General features: G+C 71.2%; 29 protein-coding genes. 18 read left to right on the top strand and 11 right to left on the bottom strand.

All coding sequences use genetic code 11. The annotated features are described in order from the left end of the window. Nucleotides 1–48: 48 nt before the first annotated feature. The 6 genes from RWH45_RS11670 to RWH45_RS11645 all read left to right on the top strand — a co-directional run bounded on the left by RWH45_RS11670 (nucleotide 49) and on the right by RWH45_RS11645 (nucleotide 6,773). The gene (locus tag RWH45_RS11670; protein WP_315995059.1) at nucleotides 49–870 is read left to right on the top strand and encodes an ABC transporter permease; all 822 of its coding nucleotides are present in this window, start codon (nucleotides 49–51) and stop codon (nucleotides 868–870) included. After that, nucleotides 867–1,664, top strand: coding sequence for an ABC transporter permease (locus tag RWH45_RS11665; RefSeq protein WP_315995058.1), 798 nt, complete (start codon nucleotides 867–869; stop codon nucleotides 1,662–1,664). Before RWH45_RS11670 ends, RWH45_RS11665 begins: the two co-directional genes overlap by 4 nt. Further along, nucleotides 1,661–2,653, top strand: a complete 993-nt coding sequence (locus tag RWH45_RS11660; RefSeq protein ID WP_315995057.1) for an ABC transporter ATP-binding protein — start codon at nucleotides 1,661–1,663, stop codon at nucleotides 2,651–2,653. Before RWH45_RS11665 ends, RWH45_RS11660 begins: the two co-directional genes overlap by 4 nt. A 93-nt stretch (nucleotides 2,654–2,746) precedes the next feature. Further along, nucleotides 2,747–3,817, top strand: coding sequence for an extracellular solute-binding protein (locus tag RWH45_RS11655; RefSeq protein ID WP_315995056.1), 1,071 nt, complete (start codon nucleotides 2,747–2,749; stop codon nucleotides 3,815–3,817). A gap of 109 nt (nucleotides 3,818–3,926) precedes the next feature. Then, entirely contained in the window at nucleotides 3,927–5,063 is a 1,137-nt protein-coding gene (locus RWH45_RS11650; protein ID WP_315995055.1) for an adenosine deaminase family protein, read from the top strand. A gap of 249 nt (nucleotides 5,064–5,312) precedes the next feature. Then, the gene (locus tag RWH45_RS11645) at nucleotides 5,313–6,773 is read left to right on the top strand and encodes an MFS transporter (protein WP_315995054.1); all 1,461 of its coding nucleotides are present in this window, start codon (nucleotides 5,313–5,315) and stop codon (nucleotides 6,771–6,773) included. A gap of 3 nt (nucleotides 6,774–6,776) precedes the next feature. Here RWH45_RS11645 and RWH45_RS11640 read toward each other — a convergent pair whose 3' ends face one another. Continuing rightward, nucleotides 6,777–6,980 carry a hypothetical protein gene (locus RWH45_RS11640; protein ID WP_315995053.1) on the bottom strand — a complete coding sequence of 68 codons (204 nt, stop codon included), beginning with the start codon at nucleotides 6,978–6,980 and terminating at the stop codon, nucleotides 6,777–6,779. A gap of 110 nt (nucleotides 6,981–7,090) precedes the next feature. Between RWH45_RS11640 and RWH45_RS11635 the strand changes: the two genes are divergently transcribed. Further along, nucleotides 7,091–8,020 (top strand): aldo/keto reductase, encoded by a 930-nt coding sequence (locus RWH45_RS11635; RefSeq protein ID WP_315995052.1) that lies wholly within the window; start codon nucleotides 7,091–7,093, stop codon nucleotides 8,018–8,020. 10 nt (nucleotides 8,021–8,030) lie between these two features. Here the strand turns inward: RWH45_RS11635 and RWH45_RS11630 are convergent, their stop codons facing one another. From RWH45_RS11630 to RWH45_RS11615, 4 genes are all read right to left on the bottom strand, one after another. Further along, on the bottom strand, nucleotides 8,031–8,426 hold the full coding sequence (locus RWH45_RS11630; RefSeq protein ID WP_315995051.1) for a peptidase inhibitor family I36 protein: 396 nt from the start codon (nucleotides 8,424–8,426) through the stop codon (nucleotides 8,031–8,033). Next, on the bottom strand, nucleotides 8,423–9,421 hold the full coding sequence (locus RWH45_RS11625; RefSeq protein ID WP_315995050.1) for a hypothetical protein: 999 nt from the start codon (nucleotides 9,419–9,421) through the stop codon (nucleotides 8,423–8,425). Before RWH45_RS11625 ends, RWH45_RS11630 begins: the two co-directional genes overlap by 4 nt. Continuing rightward, nucleotides 9,408–9,923 carry an RNA polymerase sigma factor gene (locus tag RWH45_RS11620; protein ID WP_315995049.1) on the bottom strand — a complete coding sequence of 172 codons (516 nt, stop codon included), beginning with the start codon at nucleotides 9,921–9,923 and terminating at the stop codon, nucleotides 9,408–9,410. Before RWH45_RS11620 ends, RWH45_RS11625 begins: the two co-directional genes overlap by 14 nt. 406 nt (nucleotides 9,924–10,329) lie before the next feature. Then, complete coding sequence (locus tag RWH45_RS11615) at nucleotides 10,330–10,722, bottom strand: PaaI family thioesterase (protein ID WP_315995048.1); 393 nt, start codon at nucleotides 10,720–10,722, stop codon at nucleotides 10,330–10,332. 115 nt (nucleotides 10,723–10,837) lie between these two features. On the opposite strand from RWH45_RS11615, the gene RWH45_RS11610 reads away from it, so the two are divergent. Then, on the top strand, nucleotides 10,838–12,160 hold the full coding sequence (locus RWH45_RS11610; RefSeq protein ID WP_315995047.1) for an MFS transporter: 1,323 nt from the start codon (nucleotides 10,838–10,840) through the stop codon (nucleotides 12,158–12,160). 87 nt (nucleotides 12,161–12,247) lie between these two features. On the opposite strand, the gene RWH45_RS11605 is transcribed toward RWH45_RS11610, so the two are convergent. From RWH45_RS11605 to RWH45_RS11585, 5 genes are all read right to left on the bottom strand, one after another. Beyond that, a complete protein-coding gene (locus RWH45_RS11605) occupies nucleotides 12,248–12,871 on the bottom strand; it encodes a TetR/AcrR family transcriptional regulator (RefSeq protein ID WP_315995046.1) in 624 nt (207 codons plus the stop codon). A gap of 12 nt (nucleotides 12,872–12,883) precedes the next feature. Continuing rightward, nucleotides 12,884–14,332: a dihydrolipoyl dehydrogenase family protein gene (locus RWH45_RS11600; protein ID WP_315995045.1), complete on the bottom strand. Its 1,449-nt coding sequence runs from the start codon at nucleotides 14,330–14,332 to the stop codon at nucleotides 12,884–12,886. 74 nt (nucleotides 14,333–14,406) lie between these two features. After that, nucleotides 14,407–14,709 (bottom strand): hypothetical protein, encoded by a 303-nt coding sequence (locus RWH45_RS11595; protein WP_315995044.1) that lies wholly within the window; start codon nucleotides 14,707–14,709, stop codon nucleotides 14,407–14,409. A 34-nt stretch (nucleotides 14,710–14,743) separates the two neighbouring features. Next, the gene (locus RWH45_RS11590) at nucleotides 14,744–15,583 is read right to left on the bottom strand and encodes an NAD-dependent epimerase/dehydratase family protein (protein ID WP_315995043.1); all 840 of its coding nucleotides are present in this window, start codon (nucleotides 15,581–15,583) and stop codon (nucleotides 14,744–14,746) included. 150 nt (nucleotides 15,584–15,733) lie between these two features. Beyond that, complete coding sequence (locus RWH45_RS11585) at nucleotides 15,734–16,147, bottom strand: Asp23/Gls24 family envelope stress response protein (RefSeq protein ID WP_315995042.1); 414 nt, start codon at nucleotides 16,145–16,147, stop codon at nucleotides 15,734–15,736. A 121-nt stretch (nucleotides 16,148–16,268) separates the two neighbouring features. On the opposite strand from RWH45_RS11585, the gene RWH45_RS11580 reads away from it, so the two are divergent. The 6 genes from RWH45_RS11580 (at nucleotide 16,269) to RWH45_RS11555 (ending at nucleotide 20,999) form a co-directional block, all read left to right on the top strand. Further along, nucleotides 16,269–16,811 carry an RNA polymerase sigma factor gene (locus RWH45_RS11580; protein WP_136586844.1) on the top strand — a complete coding sequence of 181 codons (543 nt, stop codon included), beginning with the start codon at nucleotides 16,269–16,271 and terminating at the stop codon, nucleotides 16,809–16,811. 5 nt (nucleotides 16,812–16,816) lie between these two features. Next, nucleotides 16,817–17,389 (top strand): Asp23/Gls24 family envelope stress response protein, encoded by a 573-nt coding sequence (locus RWH45_RS11575; RefSeq protein ID WP_315995041.1) that lies wholly within the window; start codon nucleotides 16,817–16,819, stop codon nucleotides 17,387–17,389. Continuing rightward, the gene (locus tag RWH45_RS11570) at nucleotides 17,386–17,706 is read left to right on the top strand and encodes a hypothetical protein (RefSeq protein WP_315995040.1); all 321 of its coding nucleotides are present in this window, start codon (nucleotides 17,386–17,388) and stop codon (nucleotides 17,704–17,706) included. Before RWH45_RS11575 ends, RWH45_RS11570 begins: the two co-directional genes overlap by 4 nt. 102 nt (nucleotides 17,707–17,808) lie before the next feature. After that, a complete protein-coding gene (locus tag RWH45_RS11565) occupies nucleotides 17,809–18,657 on the top strand; it encodes an SDR family oxidoreductase (protein ID WP_315995039.1) in 849 nt (282 codons plus the stop codon). A 180-nt stretch (nucleotides 18,658–18,837) separates the two neighbouring features. Next, nucleotides 18,838–19,842 (top strand): pyridoxal-phosphate dependent enzyme, encoded by a 1,005-nt coding sequence (locus tag RWH45_RS11560; protein ID WP_315995038.1) that lies wholly within the window; start codon nucleotides 18,838–18,840, stop codon nucleotides 19,840–19,842. Further along, nucleotides 19,839–20,999 (top strand): cystathionine gamma-synthase, encoded by a 1,161-nt coding sequence (locus RWH45_RS11555; protein ID WP_315995037.1) that lies wholly within the window; start codon nucleotides 19,839–19,841, stop codon nucleotides 20,997–20,999. Before RWH45_RS11560 ends, RWH45_RS11555 begins: the two co-directional genes overlap by 4 nt. Nucleotides 21,000–21,136: 137 nt before the next feature. Here the strand turns inward: RWH45_RS11555 and RWH45_RS11550 are convergent, their stop codons facing one another. Beyond that, on the bottom strand, nucleotides 21,137–21,772 hold the full coding sequence (locus tag RWH45_RS11550) for an NADPH-dependent F420 reductase (RefSeq protein ID WP_315995036.1): 636 nt from the start codon (nucleotides 21,770–21,772) through the stop codon (nucleotides 21,137–21,139). Between the two features lie 368 nt (nucleotides 21,773–22,140). Here RWH45_RS11550 and RWH45_RS11545 point away from each other — a divergent pair, with 368 nt between their 5' ends. The 4 genes from RWH45_RS11545 to RWH45_RS11530 all read left to right on the top strand — a co-directional run bounded on the left by RWH45_RS11545 (nucleotide 22,141) and on the right by RWH45_RS11530 (nucleotide 25,028). After that, nucleotides 22,141–22,938, top strand: a complete 798-nt coding sequence (locus RWH45_RS11545) for a sulfite exporter TauE/SafE family protein (RefSeq protein WP_315995035.1) — start codon at nucleotides 22,141–22,143, stop codon at nucleotides 22,936–22,938. 103 nt (nucleotides 22,939–23,041) lie between these two features. Then, complete coding sequence (locus tag RWH45_RS11540; protein ID WP_315995034.1) at nucleotides 23,042–23,491, top strand: FAS1-like dehydratase domain-containing protein; 450 nt, start codon at nucleotides 23,042–23,044, stop codon at nucleotides 23,489–23,491. Next, nucleotides 23,488–23,892: a MaoC/PaaZ C-terminal domain-containing protein gene (locus RWH45_RS11535; RefSeq protein WP_315995033.1), complete on the top strand. Its 405-nt coding sequence runs from the start codon at nucleotides 23,488–23,490 to the stop codon at nucleotides 23,890–23,892. Before RWH45_RS11540 ends, RWH45_RS11535 begins: the two co-directional genes overlap by 4 nt. Next, nucleotides 23,892–25,028, top strand: coding sequence for a UDP-N-acetylmuramate dehydrogenase (locus RWH45_RS11530; protein ID WP_315995032.1), 1,137 nt, complete (start codon nucleotides 23,892–23,894; stop codon nucleotides 25,026–25,028). Before RWH45_RS11535 ends, RWH45_RS11530 begins: the two co-directional genes overlap by 1 nt. The last annotated feature ends 47 nt before the right edge of the window (nucleotides 25,029–25,075 follow it).

The following is a 25,075-nucleotide window of genomic DNA, read 5'->3' as shown; positions in this document are numbered from 1 at the left end:
CAACCGGTTGCGCAACCGGTTGCAACCCCTCATGATCGGAGTCGGCCCGTGCTCTCACGCCGCACCGGACTGCTCGCCCTCCCCGGGCTGGCGCTGCTGCTGGTGGGCTTCCTGATCCCCTCGGTGGCGATGCTCTTCGCCCCGCCGGGGGTCAGCCCGCTCGACATCCTCGACCGGCTCAGCCGCATGCTGACTGACCCCTACGACCTCGCGATCATCGGTCGCACGGTCGGTCTCGGCCTCATCGTCACCGTGGTCTGCATCGTGCTCGGCTTCCCGATCGCCTACCTGTTGGCGCGGTCCACCTCGCGGTGGGCCGGCGTCCTGCTCGCCCTCGCGATCTTCCCCCTGCTGCTCAGCAACGTCGTCCGCACCTTCGGTTGGCTGGTCCTGCTCGGCTCGAACGGGGCCATCGGGCAGCTCCTCGTCGGCCTCGGCCTCGTCGAGAGGGCGCCGCAGCTGCTGTACACGGAACTCGCGATCGTGCTCGGTCTCACTCAGCTGTTCCTGCCTCTGGCGATCATCTCCTGCTACTCGGCCGTCGCGCAGGTCGACCCCGGTCTCGATGACGCGGCGCGCGGTCTGGGCGCCGGGCGTACCCGCACCTTCTGGGGGATCGTGGTGCCCCTGTCGGCCCCCGGCATGGTGGTCGCGGCCACGCTCGTCTTCGCCGGCAGCGTCACCGCGTACACGACGCCGTACCTGCTCGGAGGATCCAGCCAGCGGATGCTGTCGACACAGCTCTACTCGTACTCCAGCGTCACGATCGACTGGGCCGCGGCCAGCGCTACGGCCATCATCATGACGGTCCTCGTCTTCGCCGTGTCGGGCCTGTCGGCCATCGCCGGACGACGGGGGGCGACCTCGTGAAGACCTCGCGTCCCGTCGCGGCATCCCTCGCCGTCGCCGGCTACATCGTCATGATCGTGCCGATCCTGTTCGTCGTGGCGACCGCCTTCACCGGCGGGCGAACGCTGCGCTTCCCTCCCGAGGGCTTCTCGTTGCGCTGGTTCGGCGCGGCCTTCGCCTACAAGCCGTTCACCTCGGCGCTGGTGTCCAGCCTCGAGCTCGCACTGCTGGCGACGATCCTCGCCCTCGCGATCGGCGTGCCGGTCACCCTGGCGATCCACCGCGGGCGCCTGCCCGGCAAGGGCATCGTCGAGGGTCTCTTCCTCTCGCCGCTCATCGTCCCCGAGCTCGTCGTCGGGCTGGCGCTCTACCAGCAGCTCATCATCGGGCTGCGCCTCGACAACTTCCCGGTGCTCCTGATCGGCCACACCGTGCTGATGCTCCCGTACGCCGTGCGGGTGACCGGAGCCTCTCTCGCGCTGGCCGATCCCAGCGTCGAAGAGGCCGCTCGCGGTCTCGGGGCGTCGCCCCTGCGGGCGTTCTTCACGGTGACACTGCCCCTCCTTCGGCCCGGCATCTTCTCGGCGGGGCTGCTGAGTTTCGTCACGTCGTTCAACAACGTTCCGCTGTCGCTGCTGCTTCAGAGCCGGGACTTCCGCACCCTGCCCGTCACGATGCTCGACTACGTGCAGCAGAGCTACGACCCCATGGTCGCGGCGACCAGCACCATCATCCTGGCGGGCACCGTCGTCGTGGCCGTCATCGCCGAACGCACCGTCGGCTTCGCCCGCATCTTCGGAGGGATCAACCGATGACCACTGCAGCAGAATTCGTCGGGGTCACCCAGCGCTTCGGCGACTTCACGGCCGTCGATGCGATCGACCTCTCCATCCCGACCGGTCAGCTCACGACGCTGCTCGGGCCGAGCGGCTGCGGCAAGACCACATCGCTGCGCATGCTCGCGGGGTACACGCAGCCCACCTCGGGGCGCATCATGATCGCGGGGACGGATGCCACGCGCACCCCGCCCGAGCGACGGGGCCTGGGCATGGTGTTCCAGTCGTACGCGCTCTTCCCCCACATGAGCGTCGCGGAGAACGTCGGCTACGGCCTGAAGCTGCGCAAGGTCGCCGGGCCGGAGCGGACGCGCCGCGTCGCCGAAGCCCTCGATCTGGTCGGGCTGGGGCATCTCGCCGCCAGCCGGCCCAAGAAGCTCTCGGGCGGGCAGCAGCAGCGCGTCGCCCTCGCCCGCGCGATCGCCATCCGCCCGACGCTCCTCCTCCTCGACGAGCCGCTGTCGAACCTCGACGCGCGGCTTCGTGTGCAGATGCGCGCCGAGATCCGTCGCATCCAAGCGGAGACCGGCCTCACGGTCGTGCTCGTCACGCATGACCAGGACGAGGCGCTGGAGATGTCGGACCGCATGGTCCTCATGCGCGAGGGACGCATCATGCAGGAAGGGGCACCGACCGAGGTGTTCACCGCGCCGGCGAACCGCTTCGTGGCCGAGTTCCTCGGGTACGAGAACTTCCTCGTCCTGTCCGACGGCGCGACCGCGACGATCCGTCCCGAGCACCTCGAGATCGACGGTCTCGCGACCGCCGGGGCTCTCACCCTCGACGGCACCGTCGTCGATGTCGCCTACCGCGGCGTGGACCGGCTCGTGACGGTCGACACCGTCGACGCGCAGGGTGAAGCCGTCCGTCTGATGGCCGACGTCCGCGACGAAGCGGTCACAGCCCGCCCGGGCGACCGTGTGACCGTCTCGGCGGCCGCATCGCGCCTGATCCGCCTCGCCGCCTGACAGCACCACCCGCAACAGCACCACCCCGTCCTGCCCCACCCGTACACACCTGCACCGCAGCCGCGGCTCCGCCGCCGCACGAGAGGAACCCGCATGACCCGCCCCACCCGCCGCCTGCTCGCGGCCTCGTCCGTCTTCGTCGCCACCGCTCTCGTCGCCACCGGTTGCTCCGGCTCGAGCGACGACGCCGCCTCGAGCGACACCATCGTCGTCAGCACGTTCCCCTTCGGTGTCGAGCAGTTCCAGCAGGCGATCATCGACCCCTTCACGGAGAAGACCGGCATCGCCGTCGAGGTCGAGACCGGCAGCAACGCCGACCGTCTCTCGCAGCTGCAGCTCGCCGCCGGTGATCCCGGCATCGACGTGATGCTGATCTCCGACACCTTCGCCGCGCAGGGCCAGGAACAGGACCTCTTCCAGAGCTTCGACGAGTCCGATGTGCCGAACCTGGCGAACATCGCCGACTTCGCCACCGAGGAGGGCTTCGACGGCCCGGCCTACAGCTACCAGCTGAACGGAACGATCTACAACACCGATCAGGTCACCGCCGCGCAGGCCGCGGACTGGTCCCTCTACGCCGACCCCGCTCTCGCCGGTCGTCTGGCCTTCCCCGACATCTCGGTCACCGCAGGACAGCTCGCGGTCTCGGGCGTCGCCTCGGTGTACGGCTCCGGACCGTACGACGTCGACTCGGCGTACACCACGCTCGGCGGCTGGGCCCCCGGCATCCTGCAGTTCTACACCTCGTCGACCGAGGTGACGAACCTGCTGACCCAGGGCGAGATCGTCGCCGCCGACTCGCTGAGCGGGTTCGCGACCACCCTGATCGCCTCGGGCGAGCCGGTCGCCTGGACGGCGCCGACCGAGGGGCGCTACATGGCGACCAACCGCGCCATGATCCCCTCCGGCGCCCCCAACCTCGACGGCGCCCACGCTTTCATCGACTACCTGCTCTCGGTCGAGGCGCAGAGCGCCTCGGCGAAGATCGTCGGCGACCTGCCGGTCGCCCTCGACGCGGAGATCCCCGAGGGGATCACCGCGGTCGTGGGCGACATCGCAGCCGACCCGGTGGCCGCCGGCTACGCCACCCTGGACCCCGCCGAGGTGCTGCCGAACCGCGCCCAGTGGGTGGAGCGCTTCGCCCGCGAGGTCTCCTCGCGCTGACCCCCCCCGACCGGCCGCCGGAGTTCCCCCCACCCCGGCGGCCGCCCGCCCATCGCGGCCCCACCGCGATGGGCGGGACCCCTTTGCTCCTCGACGCTCGAACGGCTCCATGACCTCCGCATCGCCCCTCCCCGCCGACTACCTCCGCCGCCTGCCCAAGGCCGATCTGCACTGCCACCTCATCGGCACCGTGCGTCCCGCGACCTTCGCGGAACTCGCGCGGCGGGAGCGGCTGGCGCTGCCGGACGACCCGGAGCGCATCTTCGCCGACATCAACTCCCTCCCGCCCGACCCGGCGCTGTACGAGAACACCCGCATCCCGGTGCCGCAGGGACGCGGGGCCGACGAGCCCGAGGTGTCGTACTCGCTCTTCCAGGTGTCCAACTGGGTGGTCGAGGTGCTGCGCGACGCCGACGACCTCACGCGCATCGTCTACGAGGCGTTCGAAGACGCCCACCGGCGAAGCGGTACGCGCCACCTCGAGTTGTTCTTCGACGCCCTCCCGCCGCACCTGTCGTCACTCGGGTACACCGGGGCGGTCGAGGCCTACGCCGAGGGGATCCGCCGCGCCGAGCGCGACTTCGGAATGTCGGGACGGATGATCCAGGGCATCGACCGCAGTCGCAGCGGTGCGGAGGCCCTCGAGGTCGTCCGCCGCGTCATCGACAACCCGCACGAGTACGTCGCGGGCATCGGACTCGACAACCTCGAGACGGCCGGTCCCCCCGAGCGTTTCGTCGATGCCTACCGGCTGGCCGGCGAGGCGGGGCTGCGCCGGACGGCGCACTCCTCGGAGCACGCGCCCACCGCCGTCAACACCCTCACGTGCCTCGACGTGCTGGGCTGCGACCGCATCGACCACGGGTACTACGTGCTCGAGGACGACGCGGTCGTCGCCCGCCTGCGCGAGCAGCAGGTGGCGTTCACCGTCGCCTCCACGACGTCGCGACGATCGTGGCGGCCGTGGCGCCGCGCGTCCATCGCGGCGATGATCGACGCGGGGCTCAACGTCATCCCGTGCTCCGACGACCCCGGGATGTTCCCGACCACCCTCGCCCAGGAGTACGCGATCGTGTCCGAGCAGATCGGCGCCTCGCATGCCGAGGTGCGGCGCATGGCGCTCGCCTCTGCAGAGGCGTCGTGGTTGCCGGGCGAGGAGCACGCGCGGCTCGTGGAGTCGTTCACCGCCGAGATCGCCTCCCTCGACGAGGAGTTCGGGCTCGTCCCCGGTGCGGCCCAGCGTTGAGCCGTCGCCGTGGTCGGCGCGTTGCTGAGCCGTCGCCGTGGTCGGCGCGTTGCTGAGCCGTCGCCGGGCGGCGGCACATCAGTCCCCGCCCGTGTCGCGCTCATCGTGCTCACTCCGGTCGCTTTCCCGACGTCGCAGAGGCTCGGCCACCCTGGTCGGACGTAGCCTGGACCCGGGAACCGGGGAGGCGCGGATGACGCAGGGTGCGACCAGCGGGTCGACGACGTCGATCCGTCGCGTCCTCGCGTGATGACGGCATCCGCAGACCCGCGGCGGTGGCGCGCGCTGGCCGTCCTGCTGATGGGGCAGTTCGCGTCGCTCCTCGACCTCAGCGTCACCAACGTCGCGCTCCCCTCGATCGGGCGGTCGATGGGCGCCGGGGCGAGTGAGCTGCAGTGGGTCATCACGGGCTACGTCCTGGCCTTCGGTCTCGTCCCGGTGATCGGCGGCCGGCTCGGCGACGGTCGCGGGCGCCGGCGCATGTTCGTGGTGTCCATGCTGGGCTTCGTGGTCGCGAGCGCCCTGGTGGGGCTCGCCCCGACGCCCGAGGTGCTCATCGCCGCGCGTGTGGTGCAGGGGATCTTCGGCGGCATGATCGGGCCGCAGGTGTCGGGCTACATCCAGAACGCGTTCCCCCCGCTCGAGAGGGGCAGGGCCTTCGGGCGGCTCGGCCTCACCGTGGGCGCGGGTACCGCGCTGGGGCCGGTGGTGGCGGGCCTGCTGATCGCCGTGGGCGGCGAAGCCGACGGCTGGCGTCTCGTGTTCTTCATCAACGTGCCGATCGGCGTCGCGGCGGTGCTGCTCGCGCGGCGCTGGGTGGCCGCCGACGCGCCGGTGGCGCCGGACGCGGGACGACGGCTCGACCTGCTCGGCGTCGTGCTGCTGGGGGCGGGACTTCTCTGCCTGCTCTTCCCGATCGTCGAGACGGGCCAGGCAGGGGGGACCATCTCGCTCCTCCTGCTCGTCCCGGCGGCCGGACTGCTCGTCGCCTTCGTCCGCCACGAGGCTCGTCTGACGCGGACGGACGCCGCCCCTCTGGTGGATCTCCGCCTGTTCCGCACGCGGTCGTTCGTGATCGGGGTCGTGTTCGCGGTGGTGTTCTTCTGCAGCAACACCGGGATCCCGCTCGTACTCGCGTTGTACTACCAGGACGGTCTGGGTTTCACCGCCCTGCAGTCGGCCCTGGGTGTCACGGCCTACGCCGTCGGCACGGTCTTCGGGGCGCCCGTCGCCGGCCGCTTCGTGTCACGCGTCGGCAGACCCCTCCTGCTCGGGGCCGTGTCGCTCTTCACGCTCGTGACGGTCGTGCTCGGCCTCGTCGTCCGAGCCGCGCCCGAGGCCACCGATGCGACCGGCGTCATCCTGCGCCTGTGCGTGCCGCTCTTCGTCCTCGGCGTCGCCGGCGGGGCGATCGTGACGCCGAACCAGACGCTCACCCTGGCCGAGGTCGACCCCGCGCGCGGCGGCGTCGCCGGAGGGGTGGTGCAGACCGCTCAGCGCGTGGGCGCCTCGATCGGCCAGACGGTGCTCGGTACGAGCTTCGTCCTCGTGCTGGCAGGGGCGACGCGCGCGTCGGGGCCGGGCTCCCCGGCGCCCGATCCGAGCGTCTTCGCCGACGCCCTCACGGTCGCCCTCGCCGTGTCGGTCGTCTTCTCGGCGGCCGCCGCCGTCCTCAGCGGCGTCGAGGTGCGGCGGTCGCGGGCGCGGTAGCGCTCAGCCTTCGTCGTCCCAGCGCGAGAGCGGGCGGTCGTCGTCCTCGTCGCGCGCGGCGCCGCGTGCGGCCGGCCACTCCAGCTGGAACCCGCACTCGCGGCACTCGTCGGCATCCTCCCCCTCGTCCACGAGAGGGTGCATCGTGATGCCGCACGCCGGGCAGATAGGCTGCCGGTCATCGACGGGCATGTCGGGGTAGGTCATGGCAGAGGGCTCCTGGAGGCACCGCCGACGGCGGACAGCAGGAAGAACCGCGCCGGCACCCGTCGTGTTCCCGCCCGTCCGATGCCGCGCGCGCCCGATAGCGTCGGAGCATGAGCGTCCCCGTCCCCCTCGGCCTCGGTCTCGCCGCCGTCGGCCGCCCGGCCTACATCACCACGGCACGCGACGCCGACCTGGGCGACCCCGCCGAACGGTCGATCGACGCCCTGCGCGCGCGGGCGCACGAGCTGCTCGACGAAGCGTGGGCACTCGGCATCCGGTATGTGGATGCGGCACGGTCGTACGGGTTCGCCGAGGAGTTCCTCGGGTCGTGGCTGGCAGTCCATCCCGAGCGCCGCGCCTCGCTCACGATCGGTTCGAAGTGGGGCTATGCGTACGTCGGCGACTGGAAGATGGATGCCGCGGTCCACGAGCGCAAGGAGCACTCGGCCGCGATGTTCGACCGGCAGTGGCCCGAGACGCTCGAGGCGCTCGGGACGGCCCCCGATCTCTACCTGATCCATTCCGTCACCCCCGAGAGTCCGGTCCTCATGGATGCCGCGGTGCTCGAGCGGATGCGTCGGTTGCGGGACGAGGGGGTGCGCGTGGGGCTGTCGACGAGCGGGCCGCGCCAGGGCGAGGTGCTGCGCGCGGCCCTGGCCCTCGCCGACACGCCGTTCCGCGCGGTGCAGTCGACGTGGAACCTGCGGGAGGCGTCGGCCGGTGAGGCGCTCGCCGCGGCGCACGACGCCGGCTGGACGGTGGTGCTCAAGGAGGTGCTCGCCAACGGCGCGCTGGCCGAGGCCGAACCGGGCGACACCCTCGCCCGGACGGCATCCGGGACCGATCCCGACGTCTTCGCGATCGGCGTCGCGCGGGCGCAGTCCTTCGCCGACGTCGTGCTTCTCGGCGCGACTACGCGCGCGCACCTGCGCCGTGGCGCGGTCGCTCCGGCACGGTCGATCGAGCGGTCCGAGCTCGACGCCCTCGCCGTCGACCCGGTGGTCTACTGGCGGGAACGCTCGGAACGTCCGTGGCGCTGACGCCGCGGATTCAGGACACGCAGCGCACGTCGGCGACCGAACCCGAGACGTTCGCCGAGGAGCCCGCGATCGCCGTGGCCAGCACCGCTCCCGCCGAGGTGCGCGCCTGAGCGTAGCCCGCCGACCGGGCGTTGGCGATCGAGCGCACGGTGATGCCCGGCGCGTACGTGCCGCACGTCGACCATGACACGCGCGTGCCCGATAGGCCGGTGCCGCTGAAGGCGCACACATTGCCGGTGGCGCAGCTGCCGACCGCCTTGTCGTCGTCGGCGGGCACGTCGACGCTCATGTCGAGCTCCGGCCACACCGCGTGGCGGGCATCGACGACGACCCCGCCGGGGATCGCGGCGAGGGCCGCGGCGATGTCGGGGTGGAGGTCGGCGGGCTGATCGTCGGTGCGGCTCATCGGGGAGCGCCCTCTCTGTCCTGCGCGTCCCACAGGGCGTATTCGGTGAGCGACCCGGCGGGCAGGTCGAGGTCGGTGTTCGCGGCGATCAGCGCCGACTCGAATCCGACGATGCGTCCGGTCTCGGTCGACAGCAGCAGCGTCACCTCGGTGTTCGCGGTCGATGAGGGGATGCCGGCCAGGCCCACGACCTCGCGCCCGAGGCGGTCCTGGGTCGTCCCGAGCGCCCGAAGACCGGGCGACGCGGCGACGACGTCCAGCAGCGCGGACTGCTGGGCGTCGTCCAGGGTCCACTCGCCCTGGATGCTCCGCACCCCCACGATGGCATCGCCGGCGTCCAAGGTGTCGGTGGCCCCCGTCGCCGTCGTCAGCAGCGTGCGCATCGCCTCGGGCGACGCCTCCGGCGGCGTCGGCGACAGGGGGCGGAACTGGTTGCGCACGTAACGCACGTCACCGACGACGGTCCCGGGAGCGGGGTCGACGTTCGGCACGGTGTCGCCGTCGGCGTTCGTGGCCTCGGCCGCCGTGGTCACCACCGACCCGGAGAAGTCCTCGTTCCACCGCAGATCCACCCACTCGCGTCGGAACACCGTCGCCTCGGCCCCGTCGGGGGAGGCGCTGAAGTACCAGCCGAGCGACAGGGAGCGGCGCTCCGCGGCGGCGCCGTCGTCCCCGGCGGCCAGCCGGGCCTGCGCGTCCGCGACCACCTCCGCGGCGCCGGTTCCGCTGGGCACGGCCGTATAGACGAGGGGCTTGGGGGTGAGAGCGGATGCCGAGGACCCCGGCATCCACAGCACTCCCGTCACGATGGTCAGGATCAGCACGACGGCGGCGGCCGCCGACGTCCACGCCAGTGCGGGGCGACGGCGACGCACGGGCGGGCGGTCGAGGATCTGCCGTAGACGCCGCTCGGCGTCGAGGGGGAGGGGGGCGTCGAGCGGGGTCTCGGCGGGGTCGAGGCGGCGCAGCGCGCGCGCGAGGTCATCGTCGGTCATCGCCCACCCCCTCCGCGGCGACGACGGCACCGTCGAGGAGAGGTCGCAACCGTGCCCTCGCTCGATTCAGTCGCGTCCACACCGCGCCGGCGTTCATCTCCATGACAAGGGCCACCTCGGCGGCCGAGAGCTCCTCCCAATACGTGAGCCAGAGGATCTCGCGTTCGCGCTCGGGAAGACCGCGGATGGCATCGACGAGGCGTTGCGCCATCGCGGGTTCGGCCTCGCTCGCCAGAGCGCGCACGTGGTCTTCGATGTGCGTCCACAATGCCCCCTCCCTGTCGCGTCGCCGATATTCATTCGCGATGAGGTTGCGCGCGGTGCGGTACAACCACGGCAATCCGAACGGATCACGCGGATCGCGTTTGCGCCACGCGATCTCAAAGCAATCCATCGTGAGGTCGGCGGCGGCCTCGCGATCCGACACGCGCCGTTCGATGAACCGCCGAACGGCGTTGTGGTGCTCGCGGAAGAGCGCCACGAATCCCGTCTCGTCGATCACCGGCGCGCGTCTCCGTGCGTTCGAGAGGGCTGTGTCGGAATGCCGGGAATCCTTACGCGGCGACGCGCAGGAAAAAGATTTCGTCCCCTTGTAAGGAATGCGCCCCCACTGACACCACACAGATGGGGGTGGGTGTCGTCTCCGGCTTCGAGACGACGCCCATACGCCCGTCGACAGATGTTCGGGACTGAGGTCGACGGGCGAGGGAGTGCACTGCATGGGGGCGGTGCACTCCCTCGGATCCTCGTCATGTCACCCAGGATGCCAGAGCGCGGCGCACGGCATCCCTTGCGCGCTCGCCGGGGCGGCCGTCGAACACGGCGGTGACCGCCTCCAGATGCCATCGCTGTGCTTCCCCGGGGCGTGCGTCATCGAACCCGGTCTGCGCGCGGTGAGACGGACGCTCTCAGTCCGGCTCGACGAGCAGGTTCGTGATGCGCGCCGTCGCGACCAGCCGGTCGTCGTCGTCGGTCACGCGCACGTCGTAGGTCGCGACACGGCGCCCGCGGTGGGCCGGGGTCGCGACGGCGTGGATGCGCCCGTCGCGGGCGCCGCGGTGGTGCGTGATGTTGAGGTCGACGCCGACGCAGACCTTCCCGAGGGTCGAGGCGTGGATCATCGCCGCCCACGACCCCACCGCTTCGGCGAGGGCTGCGGTGGCGCCGCCGTGCAGCCGACCGAGCGACTGCGTGTTGCCGTCGACGGGCATCGACGCGCTGACGCGGTCGGTCGACTGCGCCGTGACGACGATGCCGAGACGCTCGTCGAGGGCGCCGGGAACGATGGTCCACGGTGTCATGGCGGCTCCTTCCGCCGTCCTCTTGTCGGACGGTCGCGCCTCTGACACTATTACTGAACGCTCGGTCGGTAACAGTGCCCCCGAGATTCCCCGCCCACAGAACGACGGAGTTCTCATGGCCTCGCAGACAGCGGCATCCGCCCCCGCCACCACCGGCGTGACCCGAGAGGAGCGGCGCGTCCTCGCGGGCACGCTCGTGGGCACCTCGATCGAGTGGTACGACTTCTTCATCTACGCCCAGGCGGCCGGCCTCGTGCTCGCGCCGCTGTTCCTCGCCCCGCTCGCCCAGACCGACCCGGCCATCGCCCAGGTGCTGTCGTTCGCGACGATCGGCATCTCGTTCCTCTTCCGCCCGCTCGGCGCGATCGTGGCCGGCTACCTCGGCGACCGCCTCGGCCGCAAGAAGATGCTCGTCCTCACGCTCATCATGATGGGGGTCTCGACGGCCCTCATCGGCGTGCTGCCGACCTACGCGGCGATCGGTGTGGCGGCCCCCGTCCTGCTCATCCTGCTGCGCGTGCTGCAGGGCTTCTCGGCCGGCGGCGAGTGGGGAGGGGCGGCGCTGCTCTCGGTCGAGCACGCTCCCGCGAACCGTCGCGGGTACTTCGGGGCGTACCCGCAGATCGGCGTGCCGGTCGGCATGATCCTCGCCACCGCGACGCTGTGGATCCTCACCTCGTCGATGTCGGCCGAAGCCTTCCTCGCGTGGGGCTGGCGCGTGCCCTTCCTCTTCTCGATCGTGCTCATCGTCGTCGGCTACGTCATCCGCCGCGCGGTGGAGGAGAGCCCCGTCTTCGAGGACCTCCTGCGTCGGCGCAAGGAGTCCTCCGCGCCGCTCGGTCAGCTGTTCCGCAAGAATTGGCGGCAGGTCGTGCTGACCGCGCTGGTGTTCATCGGCAACAACGCCGCGGGCTATCTGCTCATCGCCTTCTTCGCCACCTACACGGTCACCGTCCTCGGGCTCGAGCGCCCCACCGTGCTGCTGGCCACGACCCTGGCATCCTTCGGGTGGCTCGGATTCACCCTCTGGGGCGGTCGACTCTCCGACACGCTGGGTCGCGTGCGCACCTTCCAGCTCGGGTATCTCCTGCTGGCGATCTGGGCCGTGCCGATGTGGTTCCTCATTGACACGGGGAACATCGTCTGGTACTTCGTCGCCCTGTTCGTCATGACCCTCGGCCTCGGCCTGTCATACGGTCCCCAGGCGGCGCTGTACGCGGAGATGTTCCCGGCGAACGTGCGCTACTCCGGCGTCTCGATCGGCTACGCCCTCGGCGCGATCCTGGGCGGCGCCTTCGCCCCCATGATCGCCGAGGCGCTGCTGCGCTCGACCGGTGCGTCCTGGACGATCGGCGCGTACATCGCCGTCGCCGCCCTGGTGTCGCTGGTCGCGGTCTCGTTCATCAAGGAGCCCAAGGGCATCGACCTGAGGGCCTGATCCCGGATGTCACGACGGGGCCCTGCGCGACGGCGCGGGGCCCCGTTTCGGTCATCGCGCGCCCCCGGGCCGGAACGCCCGCGCCGGTCAGGACGTGCGCAGGCCCTCCAGTGCGATGCGCACGATGTCGGCCCCGAGGCGATCGCCGTCGACGCCGCCCCCGGGGCGGTACCACTCCACGACGGAGTTGATCATGCCGAACAGCAGGCGCGCCGCCACGGCGGCGTCGACGTCGTCGCGCACGTCGCCCTCGGCCTGGGCGTCGGCGACGAGCGCGGTCACGCGGTGGTCGAAGACGCGACGGCGCTCGAGGGCCGCCTGCTCGACCGGGCTGTTGCCGCGCACGCGCAGTAGCAACGTCACCGCGGGCAGCTGCGCCACGAGTACGTCGGTCGCCCCGGTGAGCACGTGCCGCAGGCGGTCGGATGCCGCGCCCTCGACGGCGCGCGGGTCGTCGAGCACCGCTTCGAGCCCGCCGAGGGCCGCTTCGAGGGCGACCGAGAGCAGCTCCTCCTTCGAGGAGAAGTGGTGGTACAGCGCGGATTTGGCCAGCCCCAGGCGGCGCGCGAGGTCGGACACGCTCGTGGCGTCGTAGCCCTGCTCGTTGAACAGCTGCACCGCGACGGCCAGGATGCCGTCGCGGTCGTACCCGGGCCGGCCCCGCCGGGCGGGCACGTCGGCAGCGGTCGGGGCGGAGTTCGCGGCGGTCACGTTGTCAGTGTGTCACTCCAGCAGCGCCGGGGCGTCGGCGTGCAGAAGAGCGCGCGCCGCATTACCGATCACCGCGCTGTAGGTGGGGTAGGCGAAGCGCACCCCCGCCAGCGTCGCGACGTCGATGCCGGCCGCCATGGCGGTGGTGACCGATTGGATGACCTCGACCGCGTTCTCGCCGACCGCGTGAGCGCCCAGCACGAGTTCGCGGCGACGGTCCGCGATGAGCATCAGGAACCCGTTCTCCCGGTCGTCGATGACGGCCCGATCGAGGTCGGCGAAACGCACGGTGGCCACGACGCACGACGGGTCGCGATCGCGCGCCTGCTCCTCGGTCAGGCCGACGCCGGCGTAGTCGGGGTCGGTGAATCCGCCCGCGGGCAGCAGGTGGTGCGGCGTGCGGCGGTTCGCCCCCAGGACGGCGTTCTCGGCCGCGGCCTCACCCTCGAACTGCGCCGCCTGTACGAGCATGTCGCGACCGTTCGCGTCGCCGACCGCGAGGATGTGCGGAACGATCGTGCGGAAGTAACGGTCGACGGGGATCGCCGAACGCTCCACCTCCACCCCCGCGTTCGACAGACCGAGGTCCTCGACGTCGGCGGGCCACCCGGTGGCCATCACGACGACGTCGACGTCGATGCTCCGGCTGTCGTCGTCCTCCCGCCAGGTCAGGTTGATCGCCCCATCGTCGCGACGATCGAGTCGTTCGACGGTGTCGATTCCGGTGCGCACGTCGACGCCGTTCCGGGTGAGCGAGTCGGCGATCACCCGCGAGATCGCGGCGTCCGACGCCATGAGCACGCGCGGCGCGACGTCGAGCAGCGTCACCTCCGATCCGAAGGAGCGGAACACCGTCACCAGTTGCGCGCCGGTGTTGCCCGCGCCGATCACGGCGACCCGACCCGGCAGATCGGGCAGCGACAGGACGTCCTCGGGGACGGTGGCGAGTTCCGCGCCGGGGATGGGAAGACGGCGCGAGTGCCCGCCCACGCACACGAGGATCGACTCCGCCCGGATGCGTCGGCCGCTGTCGAGCACGAGGGTGTGCTCGTCGGCGAAGCGGGCGCGGCCCTCGTGCACGAGGTCGACGCCGGCCTCCGCGAACCGTTCGGCCTCCCGCTTGATCGACCGCACGGCATCCACCCGCTCGTGCACGCGCGAGACGACCGCCGACCAGTCCACGCGCGGCTCATCGACGACGATGCCGTAGTCGTCGGCCGAGCGGGTCTCGCGCATGAGGCGCGCGGCCTTCGCGAGGACACGGGTGGGGACGCACCCCGTGTTCACGCATGTCCCCCCGACGCGACCGGCCTCGAGCACGACGACGCGCGCACCCAGCTCCGCGGCGCGGAGGGCTGCGGCGGTGCCGGCGGGCCCTGCGCCGATGACGGCGACGTCGTAGCGGTCGGTCGCGTCACCGGCGTCGCCGGGCGTGGTGGCGGGCTGAGCGGTGGCGTTCACGGTGGTCCTCCCGGAGGTCGAGGAGACCAGTCAATCCGCCGCCCGCACCTCGGCGCCGGGGCTTGTGCTCGCGGTCAGAACCGCTCGTACAGGTCGGTCGCGGTCAGGTCCGTTCCTCCGATCGCGTGCACGCCCGGAGCCGGGTGCAGGGCGAACGTGTCTCCCTCGTGCAGGAGGGTTGCGGTGTAGTCGCCGCGGGTGTCGAGCTTGACCTCGAACCGCCCGGTGTCGATGAGACGCAGGGTCACAACCGCTCCGCTGCGCGCGAGGAACTTCGTCTCCTTCTCGTGCGCCGTGGGCAGCGGGATCACCGGCTCGTCCGACGCGGGCGTGGGCGGCGCCGGTGGGGGCGTGTTCGGCGACTCATCGGCATCCATCCGGCGAGTCTGTCACGCCCCCACGGGCCGCGGGTCAGCGCCCGTCGCGCCAGGAGTGCTGCGGGTCGTAGCCCAGCAGGCGCCGCGCCTTGTCGATGGACAGCAGGGTCGTGTTCTCGCCCAGTTCGCGCGTTTCGACGCCCGGGAACACCTCGGCCACGAGCTCGTCGTTCGGCCGGGTCATGACCGTGTCGGCCGCGGCGATGATGAACGTCTCGAAGCCCGCCGGGGCCACCTCGAGGGCGCGCTCGATCGCCTGGGCGCCGTCGCGTGCGTCGATGTAGCCCCAGAGGTTCCACTTGCGGGTGCGGGCGTCGGCGTCGAAGGGGAACTCCGCGTAGTCCTCCGGGACCATCACGTTCGAGAAGCGCAGCGCCGTGACCGACAGGTCGGGGTTCCACCGCACCAGCTCGGTCGCCATGCGTTCTTCGAGCGTCTTGACGAGCGAGTAGACCGACTCCGGCCGCGGCGCGTACTCCTCGTCGACGGGGATGTAGGGCGGCGGAACATCGAAGGGGAGCCCCAGCACGGTCTCGCTGGAGGCGTAGACGATCTTCTCGATGCCGAGCCGCACCGCGGCCCAGAACACGTTGAACGTGCTGGTTATGTTGTTGTGGAAGGTCGCGACGTCGGAACGGATGCCGGGGGCCGGGATCGCGCCGAGGTGCACCAGGGCGTCGACGCCGCTGTGCTGGTCGTTCACGCCGGCGAGGGCGTCGATGACCTGGCCGTAGTCGGTGAGGTCGACCTGGACGAACCCGGGGCCGCGCTCGCCGCGGACGTCGAGGCCGATCACGTCGTGGCCGGCGGCGCGCAGTTCGCGGGCGACGACGGTGCCGAGTTTGCCGGACGAGCCGGTGAGGGCGATGCGCATAGGACTCCTGGGGTGTGGGGGAGGGGTGTCGCCGACGATAGCGGTCGGCTCCGACCCCGGTGCGTCCATTGACGCGACCCGCCGATCGGTTCGCCGCGCCGGGCAGAGGAAAGGCCCGCGAGCGGCGTGCTCGCGGGCCCGGACGACACGTCAGTGGACGCGCGCCTCCTCCTGCTCGTCGTCGTCGCCGGGGATGAAGACGTCGACCACGGTGACGTTGATCTCGACCGCCTTCATGCCGACGATCTCGGTGATCGCCTGGCGCACGGACGACCGGACGTCGTCCGCCACGCGCTGGATGCGCTCGGGGTAGTCGACCTGGATCGCGATGTCGGCGGCGACCTCGGTCTCGCCGACCTCGACACTCACGCCCTGCGCGTAGTCCTTGGCGCCGACGGCCTGGCGGATGTTGCCGATCACGCGAGCGGCTCCGCCGCCGAGGGCGTGAACCCCGGGAACCTCGGCCGCGGCGATGCCGGCGACCTTGGCGACCACGGGGTCGACGATGACGGTCTTGCCGCCGCTGGTGCGGGCGTCGGCGGAGAGGGAGGAGTTCTGTGCCATGAGGAGCGTCCTTTCGTCAAGATCCCCGTCCCCGAAGGGTGCGGGGTGTTTCGCTATGTGGACGGACCCGGTTCGTGAAACGTCACGACTCGAGGCTGGAAATTCGCTGACAGGAACCACGATGCCCTCTTTGTCCACCGCCACCGACGCCTTCCTCGCGTCGCGCGCGGCCGACGGCGACCAGCTGGCGTTCGGGGTCCTGGTGCGTCGACACGCGCCGTTCCTCGTGGCGTTCGCCACGCGCCTCACCGGTTCGCGGGCGGACGCCGACGACTGCGTCCAGGAGGCGCTCATCACGGCGTGGCGTCGCCTGCCTGATCTCACCGATCCCGAGAAGGTGCGAAGCTGGCTCACGACCATCGTGTCGCGGAAGGCGACGGATCGCCTCCGTTCCCGCAAGATCTCCGATCAGATCGACGAGGAGATGGTCTCGGCGGCCGATGACCCGGAGCGCTCAGCCGTGGCGTCGTCGCAGATGGACGCCCTGAAGAAGGTGTTGGCGGAGCTGCCCGAGGAACTGCGCGTGGTGTGGGTGCTGCGCGAGGTCGGCGGCCACAGCTACGACGAGATCGCCGTCGAGGTGGGGGAGTCGGCCGCCACCGTGCGAGGCCGCCTCGCCCGGGCTCGCAAGACCGTGTTGGAACGCATGCAGGAGTGGAGGTGACCGGAATGAGTGAGTTCAACGACGACGTCGGCGGCTCCGGCTATTCGCTGGAGGACCTCTCCGCCTACCTCGATCGTGGGCGCACCCCCCGCATCTCCGCGATCGAACGCAACGCCGAGTGCCAGGCGATCCTCGCCTCGATGGAGCGCATGGGCCGGCTGTCGCGCGAGATCGTGGAGGAGCAGGCGGCCGAACCCCTCGCCGACTCCTGGTACGACAGCATCATGCGGGAGGTGATGCGGGAGTTCCGCTCCGGCCGTGACATCCCCCTGGCGCGCACCGAGGACGGGACCGAGATCGTCGTCACCGAGGGCGCGCTGTACGAGCTGATCCGTACGGTGGGCGACGGGATCGAGGGTCTGCTCGTCGGCCGGGTGCGGCTGAACCAGCTCGAGCCCGATGCGCCGCTCGACGTGCGCGTGACGGTCAGCGTGCGCTTCGGGCGCGCGATCACCGCCGCCGTCGACGAGATGCGCGACGGGATCCGTCTGGCGATCGAAAGGCACGGCGATCTGAAGGTGGGCCGCGTCGACGTGACCGTCGGCGACGTGCATCTGGACGAGGGGGAAGACGCATGACCCGCATCACCGCAGCCGAACTGGCTCCGCGCATCGACCTGGCCGTCACCGCGGTCGAGGGCGTGCGGGAGTGCTATTCCGCTCGGCCCGTCGTCGCACGGGCGTTCGAGCACGTCGCCGACGTCGAGGGCTCGCTGTCCGCCGTCGACGACGTTCCGGGCGCCCGGGCCATCACGGTGTGCATCGGGGTCTCGACGCAGGACGACAGCGCCGCCGTCGCCGCGGCGGTCGCGACGGCGGCTCGGGGTGCGGGCGGGGACGACGAGCCGGCGACGGTCCGCGTGCGCGTGGCCCGCCTGGTCGCCCCCGCGACCTGAGGCCGAGCTCTCGCGCGCCGAAGCTCCATCGCTGAGGCAATTCCCGGCCGGTGCCGTGCCCGGCGCAATACGCTGGATGCACCGCTCACCCCCGGAGGCCGTATGTCCACGCCGCCCGTCATCGCCGTCACCGGATCCACCGGTGCCGTGGGAGGCCGCGTCGCGCGCGACCTCGCCGCCCGCGGCATCCCGCAGCGTCTTCTCGTGCGCGATGCGTCACGCGCTCCGCGTCTCGACGGTGCCGAGGTCCACGTGGCCCGGTACTCCGACGCGGATGCCGCTCACGCGGCGCTGCAGGGAGTCGAGACGCTGCTGATGGTCTCCGCGTCGGAGACCGCCGACCGCGTGGAGCACCACCGCACGTTCGTCGAGGCCGCTGCCCGGGCCGGGGTGCGCTCGATCGTCTACACGTCGTTCCTCGCCGCCGCGCCCGACGCGGTGTTCACCCTCGGTCGCGACCACGCGGCGACCGAGGACATCATCCGGGCCTCGGGGATGAGCTACACCTTCCTGCGCGACAACTTCTACATGGACATGATGGAGCTCTTCGCCGGCGACGACGGGGTGATCCGCGGCCCCGCGGGCGAGGGGCGTTGCTCGCTCGTATCGCGCTCCGATGTCGCCGCCACGGCTGTCGCGGTGCTGCGCCATCCGTCCGCCCACGCCGACGTCTTCTACGACCTCACCGGTCCCGAGGCGTTGACGATGACCGAGGTCGCCGAGAAGATCTCGGCGGTGCGGGGTCATCCCGTGCGCTTCCTCGATGAGACGGTGGACGAGGCGTACGCGTCGCGGGCCGCATTCGGCGCCCCGCGCTGGCAGGTCGATGCGTGGGTGAGCACGTACACCTCCATCGCCAGCGGTGACCTCGCCGCGGTGTCCGCCGATGTCGAGCGCGTCACGGGTCGTCCCGCGCAGAGCTTCGAGGAGTTCCTGGGCGCGGTGTCCTGAGGCCGGAGCCACAGACGCCGAGCCGGAGACGGATCGGTCTCGCGTGACGTCGCCCTGCCGACTCGGGTATGCTGACCGCGTGCTGACCTGTCGCTGTTGTCGCTGAACGCCCCCGCGTTCCTTTCGACGACCCCGTCAGCCGCGCCCAGCCGGGTGCACCCAACCTTCCAGGATGCCATCGTGCGTTACGCCCAGAGCGTCGCCGACCTCGTCGGCAACACCCCCCTCGTCCGTCTCACCCGCGTCACCGACGGCATCGCCGCCACGGTGCTCGCGAAGATCGAGTACTTCAACCCCGGCGGATCGGCCAAGGACCGCATCGCCGCGAACATCGTGGATGCCGCCGAGCGCGACGGCCTGCTGCGACCCGGTGGAGTCATCGTCGAGCCCACCAGCGGCAACACCGGTGTCGGTCTCGCCCTGGTGGCGCAGCAGCGCGGATACCGCTGCGTCTTCGTCGTGCCCGACAAGGTCGCGGAGGACAAGCGCGCGGTGCTGCGCGCCTACGGGGCCGAGGTCGTGGTCACCCCCACGAACGTCGAACCCGACGACCCGAACTCCTACTACAGCGTGTCCGACCGGCTCGTCCGCGAGATCCCGGGTGCCTTCAAGCCCAACCAGTACGCCAACCCGAACGGTCCGCGCAGCCACTACGAGACCACCGGCCCCGAGATCTGGCGCGACACCGACGGGCAGCTGACGCACCTCGTCGCGGGTGTCGGCACGGGCGGCACGATCACCGGCACCGGCCGGTACCTCCGCGAGGTCGCCGGCTCTGCGGTGCGCATCGTCGGCGTCGATCCCGAGGGCTCGATCTACTCGGGAGACGACATCCACGGCTACGACGTCGAGGGTGTCGGCGAGGACTTCTGGCCGCCGGCGTTCGACCCCACCCTCGTCGACGCCTATGAGCGCGTCTCCGACGCCGAGTCGTTCGCGATGACCCGTCGCCTCGCCCGCGAGGAGGGCCTCCTCGTCGGCGGCTCCAGCGGCATGGCCGTCGTGGGCGCGTTGCGCGTGGCCCGGGAGCTCCCCGCCGACGCGGTCGTCGTCGTGGTGCTGCCCGACCACGGTCGCGGCTACTTGAGCAAGATCTTCGACGACGACTGGATGACGCAGCGGGGCTACGACGTTGCACCCGTGGCATCCGTCATCCCCCCGAGCACCCAGGAGCACTCCGCATGAGCACCCACGACGCCGCCCGCGGTTTCGACAGCCTCGCCGTCCACGCCGGTCAGGCGCCCGATGAGACCACCGGCGCGGTCATCCCGCCCATCCACGTCTCGACGACCTACGCGCAGGACGGCATCGGCGGCCTGCGCGGAGGCTACGAGTACGGCCGCAGCGGCAACCCCACCCGCACCGCGCTCGAGACGCAGATCGCCGCGCTCGAGGGCGGCGCCCGCGCGCTGTCGTTCGCCTCCGGTCTCGCCGGCGAAGACGCTCTTCTGCGGGCCGCCCTGGCACCCGGCGACGAGGTGCTGCTCGGCAACGACGTCTACGGCGGCACGTACCGCCTGCTGGCGCGCGTGCTCGGCCCCTGGGGCGTGAAGCTCCGCGTCGTCGACATGAGCGACCTGGATGCCGTGGCCGCCGCCATCGCGGAGCGCGCGCCGAAGATGGTCTGGGTCGAGACGCCCAGCAACCCCATGCTCCGCATCACCGACATCGCGGGTCTCTCGCGTCTCGGGCACGACGCCGGCGCACTGGTCGTCGTCGACAACACCTTCGCCTCGCCCGCCCTGCAGCGCCCGCTCTCGCTCGGCGCCGACGTCGTCGTGCACTCCGCGACGAAGTACCTCGGCGGACACAGCGACGTGGTGGGCGGCGCCCTTGCGTTCGCCGACGCCGCGTTGGCCGAGAAGGTGCAGTTCCTGCAGTTCGCCGCGGGGGCCGTGTCGGGCCCCTTCGACGCCTACCTGACGACGCGCGGCATCAAGACCCTGGCCGTGCGCATGCAGCGCCACAGCTCCAACGCCCAGGCCGTCGCCGAGCATCTGCTCGCGCACGGCCGCGTCGCGAAGGTCTACTACCCCGGCCTCCCCTCCCACCCCGGCCACGAGTTGGCGGCCCGGCAGATGAGCGGCTTCGGCGGCATCGTCTCGCTCGAGCTCGCCGACGGGGCAGCCGCGCGCCGCTTCGCGGAGTCGACCCGTCTGTTCACCCTCGCCGAGTCCCTCGGCGGCGTCGAGTCGCTGGTCAACTACCCGGATGCCATGACCCACGCCTCCGTCCGCGGCACCGAACTCGCGGTGCCCGAGACGATCGTGCGCCTGTCGGTGGGCATCGAGTCGGTCGACGACCTCATCGCCGACGTCGACCAGGCGCTCGCGTCGCTCTGAGGCTGCGCCGCCGATACGACGAACCCGGCGCCCGCACGTGCGGGCGCCGGGTTCGTCTTTTCGCGTGAGTGGCCGATCTCCGTCGCTTGCGTGTCTGCCGAAGCGACGAGAATTGGCGACTCACGCGGGGGAGCGGCTCAGCGCTCGGCGCGGGCCAGGTTCTGCTCGAGCTCGCCGCGGTTCTGACGCACGACGTAGGCGGGCTGGTCGCGCTCGACGCGCCAGCTCTCGCTCAGGGGACCGACGTTCACGGTGTCGAAGCCGAACTCGTCGTAGATGCGGGTGACGAGGGCGACGGCCTCGTCGGAGTCGCTCGAGGTGGCCAGAGCGCGACGGTCGTCGGTGCCCGCCGGCGCGCCGCCGGTGAGGATGTCGGCCGCGGGGATGTGATTGAACGCCTTCACGACGACCGACTCGGGAAGGTGCTCCTGCAGCATCTGCGAGGTGGTGGTCTTCTTGTCGTCGAGGGCGGCGATGTGCCCGTCGCGCTCGAAGTAGTAGTTGTTCGTGTCGAGCACGGTCTTACCGGCGAGAGGGGCGACGGGGATGTCGTCGATCGCCTTCAGCGGCACGGTCACCACGACGATGTCGCCGGCCTCGGCGGCTTCCTGCGCGGTGGCGGCGCGAGCGCGCTCTCCGACGGAGGAGACGAGGTCGCCCAGGGTCTCCGGACCGCGCGAGTTGGCGATGACCACGTCGTAGCCGCGATCCGCGAACCCCTGAGCGAGAGCCGAACCGATGTTTCCTGCGCCGATGATTCCTACGGTTGTCATGCACGTCTCCAACGGCACCAGCGGCGAGGGCATTCCCGGGAGCGCTACCAAGAATTCAGTGGTCTGAATAATTAGCACCTCTAGATATCAGTGTCAACCGGTGCGATCCGGACGAACGGGGTGTCTATCGTCATCTTTGTCGCACCCTCACGCGAGTGGTCGCAGTCCGGTGTTCGGGTCACCGTCCTGCTTGACCTGTGAGGGCGACGGCCCCCGGTGGACGCGGCTTCGGATCACCGGGGGCCGCTTTCGTTTCTGCGTCCTCGATGGTGCCGACCGATATCCGTCCCACCGGCGTCCGTGCGCAGGAGTGGAAGACTGGGGCGTCGGCGAGACGCGCTCGCCCCCCCCTGATTCCGAGGATCTCCGTGACCACCGCCACCCGCCCGCCCCGTACCGCCCGCCTCTACGTCGTCTGCGTTGCGGTCGGTCTGCTCGCCGGGTTGATGTCGGGTCTGTTCGGCGTCGGCGGCGGCACCGTCATCGTCCCGCTGCTCGTCCTGCTGCTCGGATTCGACCAGCGCCTCGCCGCAGGTACCTCGCTCGCGGCGATCGTCCCCACGGCATCCGTCGGGGTCATCACCTATGCCGTCGACGGGCACGTCGCGTGGCTGCCGGCGCTCATCCTCGCGGCGGGGGCCGTCGGCGGGGCGCAGATCGGCACGTGGCTGTTGCCCAAGCTCTCGCAGACGGCGCTGCGGTGGGCGTTCGTCGCCTTTCTCGTCGCGGTGATCGTCAGCCTGTACTTCGTCATCCCCTCCCGCGACGCCGATCTCGTGCTCACGTGGGTCACCGGACCCGGCCTGGCCGTGCTCGGCGTGATCACGGGCATCCTGGCGGGACTGCTCGGCGTCGGCGGCGGCATCATCGTCGTCCCCGCACTCCTGCTGCTGTTCGGGACGAGCGACCTCGTCGCCAAGGGCACCTCGCTGCTGATGATGATCCCGACGGCGGTGTCGGGCACGGTCGGCAACCTCCGCCGTTCCAACGTGGATCTGCCCGCCGCGCTCTGCGTCGGCGTCGCCGCGTGCGCCACGACCGCTGTCGGTGCGCAGATCGCGAAGGCCGTCGATCCCTTCGTGGCGAACGTGCTGTTCTCGATCTTCCTCGTCTTCATCGCCTCGCAGATCGCCGTCAAGGCCGTGCGCGGTCGCCACCAGCGCTGAAGCGCCCACGGCGTCGCGGTCGGCGCCGAACTCCTTGAGGCCGGGCCGGACCGGCGGATGCCGGCGGCACGGCTCTGTCGGGCCCTCTCGGTAGACTGACCCGGTGCCCGTGAACCCCGAATTGGTCGGCCGAGTCTTCCCGCCGACCGTGCCGTACCTCGTCGGTCGCGAGAAGGTGCGCGAGTTCGCCCGCGCCGTCTTCGCCGACGCCCCGCAGCATTCCGACCCGGACGCCGCGCGCGCCCTCGGCTACGACGACGTCGTGGCCCCGCCGACCTTCGCGATGGTGGTGCAGGACCTCACGCTGCAGCAGCTGCTGGGCGACCCCGATTCGGGCATCGAGCTCTCGCGCCTCGTCCACGCGGAGCAGCGCTTCCGCTACACGCGCCCGATCGTCGCCGGCGACGAGCTCGTCGCGACGCTGTCGGTCACCGGCATCCGGTCGATGGGCGGCAACGCGATGATCACGAGCGAAGCGGATATCGTGGATGCCACCGGCGCCCACGTCGTCACGACGACGAGCGTCCTGCTCGCGGGGGAGGCCGGCGCATGAGCGCATTCACCGTGGGCGAGGTCGTCGCCGAACGCTCCGTGCACCTGACCCGTGAGTCGCTCGTGCGCTACGCGGGGGCGTCTGGAGACTTCAACCCGATCCACTACCGCGACGACGTCGCGGCGGCCGTGGGGCTCCCGGGCGTCCTCGCGCACGGGATGCTCACGATGGGCATCGCCGTCGGCACGCTGGCCGAGGCCCTGGGCGACAGCGGACGCATCGGGGAGTACGGTGTGCGCTTCACGCGCCCCGTCGTCGTCGACCCCGAGACCGGGGCCGATCTGCACGTGAGCGCGAAGGTGGGCGCGGTCGACGACGACATCGCCCGCATCGACCTGACCGTGACGTTCGCCGAGACGACCGTGCTCGGCAAGGCCCAGGTGCGGGTGCGGCTGCGCTGATGCCCCAGGTCGCTCCGGTCCCGTTGGCGCAGCTCACCACGCTGCGCACCGGCGGTGAACCCGCTCGTCTCATCGAGGCGACGACGGTCGACGAACTCGTCGCCGCCCTCCGCGAGGCGTGGGCCGCCGGCGAGCCGTGGTTCGTGCTCGGCGGAGGATCCAACCTCTTCGTCGGCGACGAACCGTTCGAGGGCACCGTGATCCGCGTGCGCACCTCCGGTATCGACGAACTCCCCGGCTCCCGGCCCGACACCGTCCGCTTGCGGGTGCAGGCCGGACACGATTGGGACGCCCTCGTCGCCGAGACGGTCGAGCGCGGGTACGCCGGTGTCGAGGCGATGTCCGGCATCCCGGGCACCGTCGGCGCCGCTCCCGTGCAGAACGTCGGCGCCTACGGGCAGGAGATCGTGCAGACGCTCGTCGAGGTCGAGCTGATCGACGAGTCCACGGGTGACGTGTCGACGGTCCCGGCATCCGAGCTCGGTCTGGGCTTCCGTACCTCGGTGCTCAAGCACCACTACGGCTCGGTGCCTGAGCGGCCCGCCGTCATCCTGTCGGTCACGCTCGAGCTCGAGCGCGTCGGCACCGACGAGCGGCCGATCGCGGGCGATCAGCTGCGCGGCGCCCTCGGACTCGAGGCCGACCAGGCCGTGTCGTTGCGGTGGATCCGCGACCACGTCCTCGCCACGCGTGCGCGCAAGGGAATGGTCCTCGACGCCGAAGACCCCGACACCTGGAGCGCCGGCTCGTTCTTCCAGAACGCGATCGTCTCGGAGGCGTTCGCGCGCACCCTTCCGGACGCGTGCCCGAAGTGGCCGATGGGCCCCGCCCTCGACCCAGTGACGGTGATCCCGCTCGCCGCGTTCGACGGCATCCTGCCTCCGCCGCCGGTCGAGAACCGCCAGGTGAAGGTGAGCGCCGCGTGGTTGATCGAGAACGCGGGGCTTTCGCGCGGGTTCCGGTTCCCGCGCTCGCGCGCCGGCCTCTCGACGAAGCACACGCTGGCCCTCACCAACCGCGGCGAGGCGACCGCGGCCGAGATCGCCCAGCTCGCGCGCTTCGTGCAGAGCCGCGTCGCCGCCGAGTTCGGTCTCGTCTTGCAGCCCGAGCCCGTCCTGGTGAACGTCGAGCTGTAGCCCCCGGTCCGGCTCTCGTTCCGCGCCGTTCCACCCTCCGGGTGAGG

The sequence above is a fragment of the Microbacterium galbum genome, from assembly GCF_032464915.1.
Lineage (GTDB): Bacteria > Actinomycetota > Actinomycetes > Actinomycetales > Microbacteriaceae > Microbacterium > Microbacterium galbum.
This window is presented reverse-complemented; position numbering and strand designations above follow the sequence as displayed.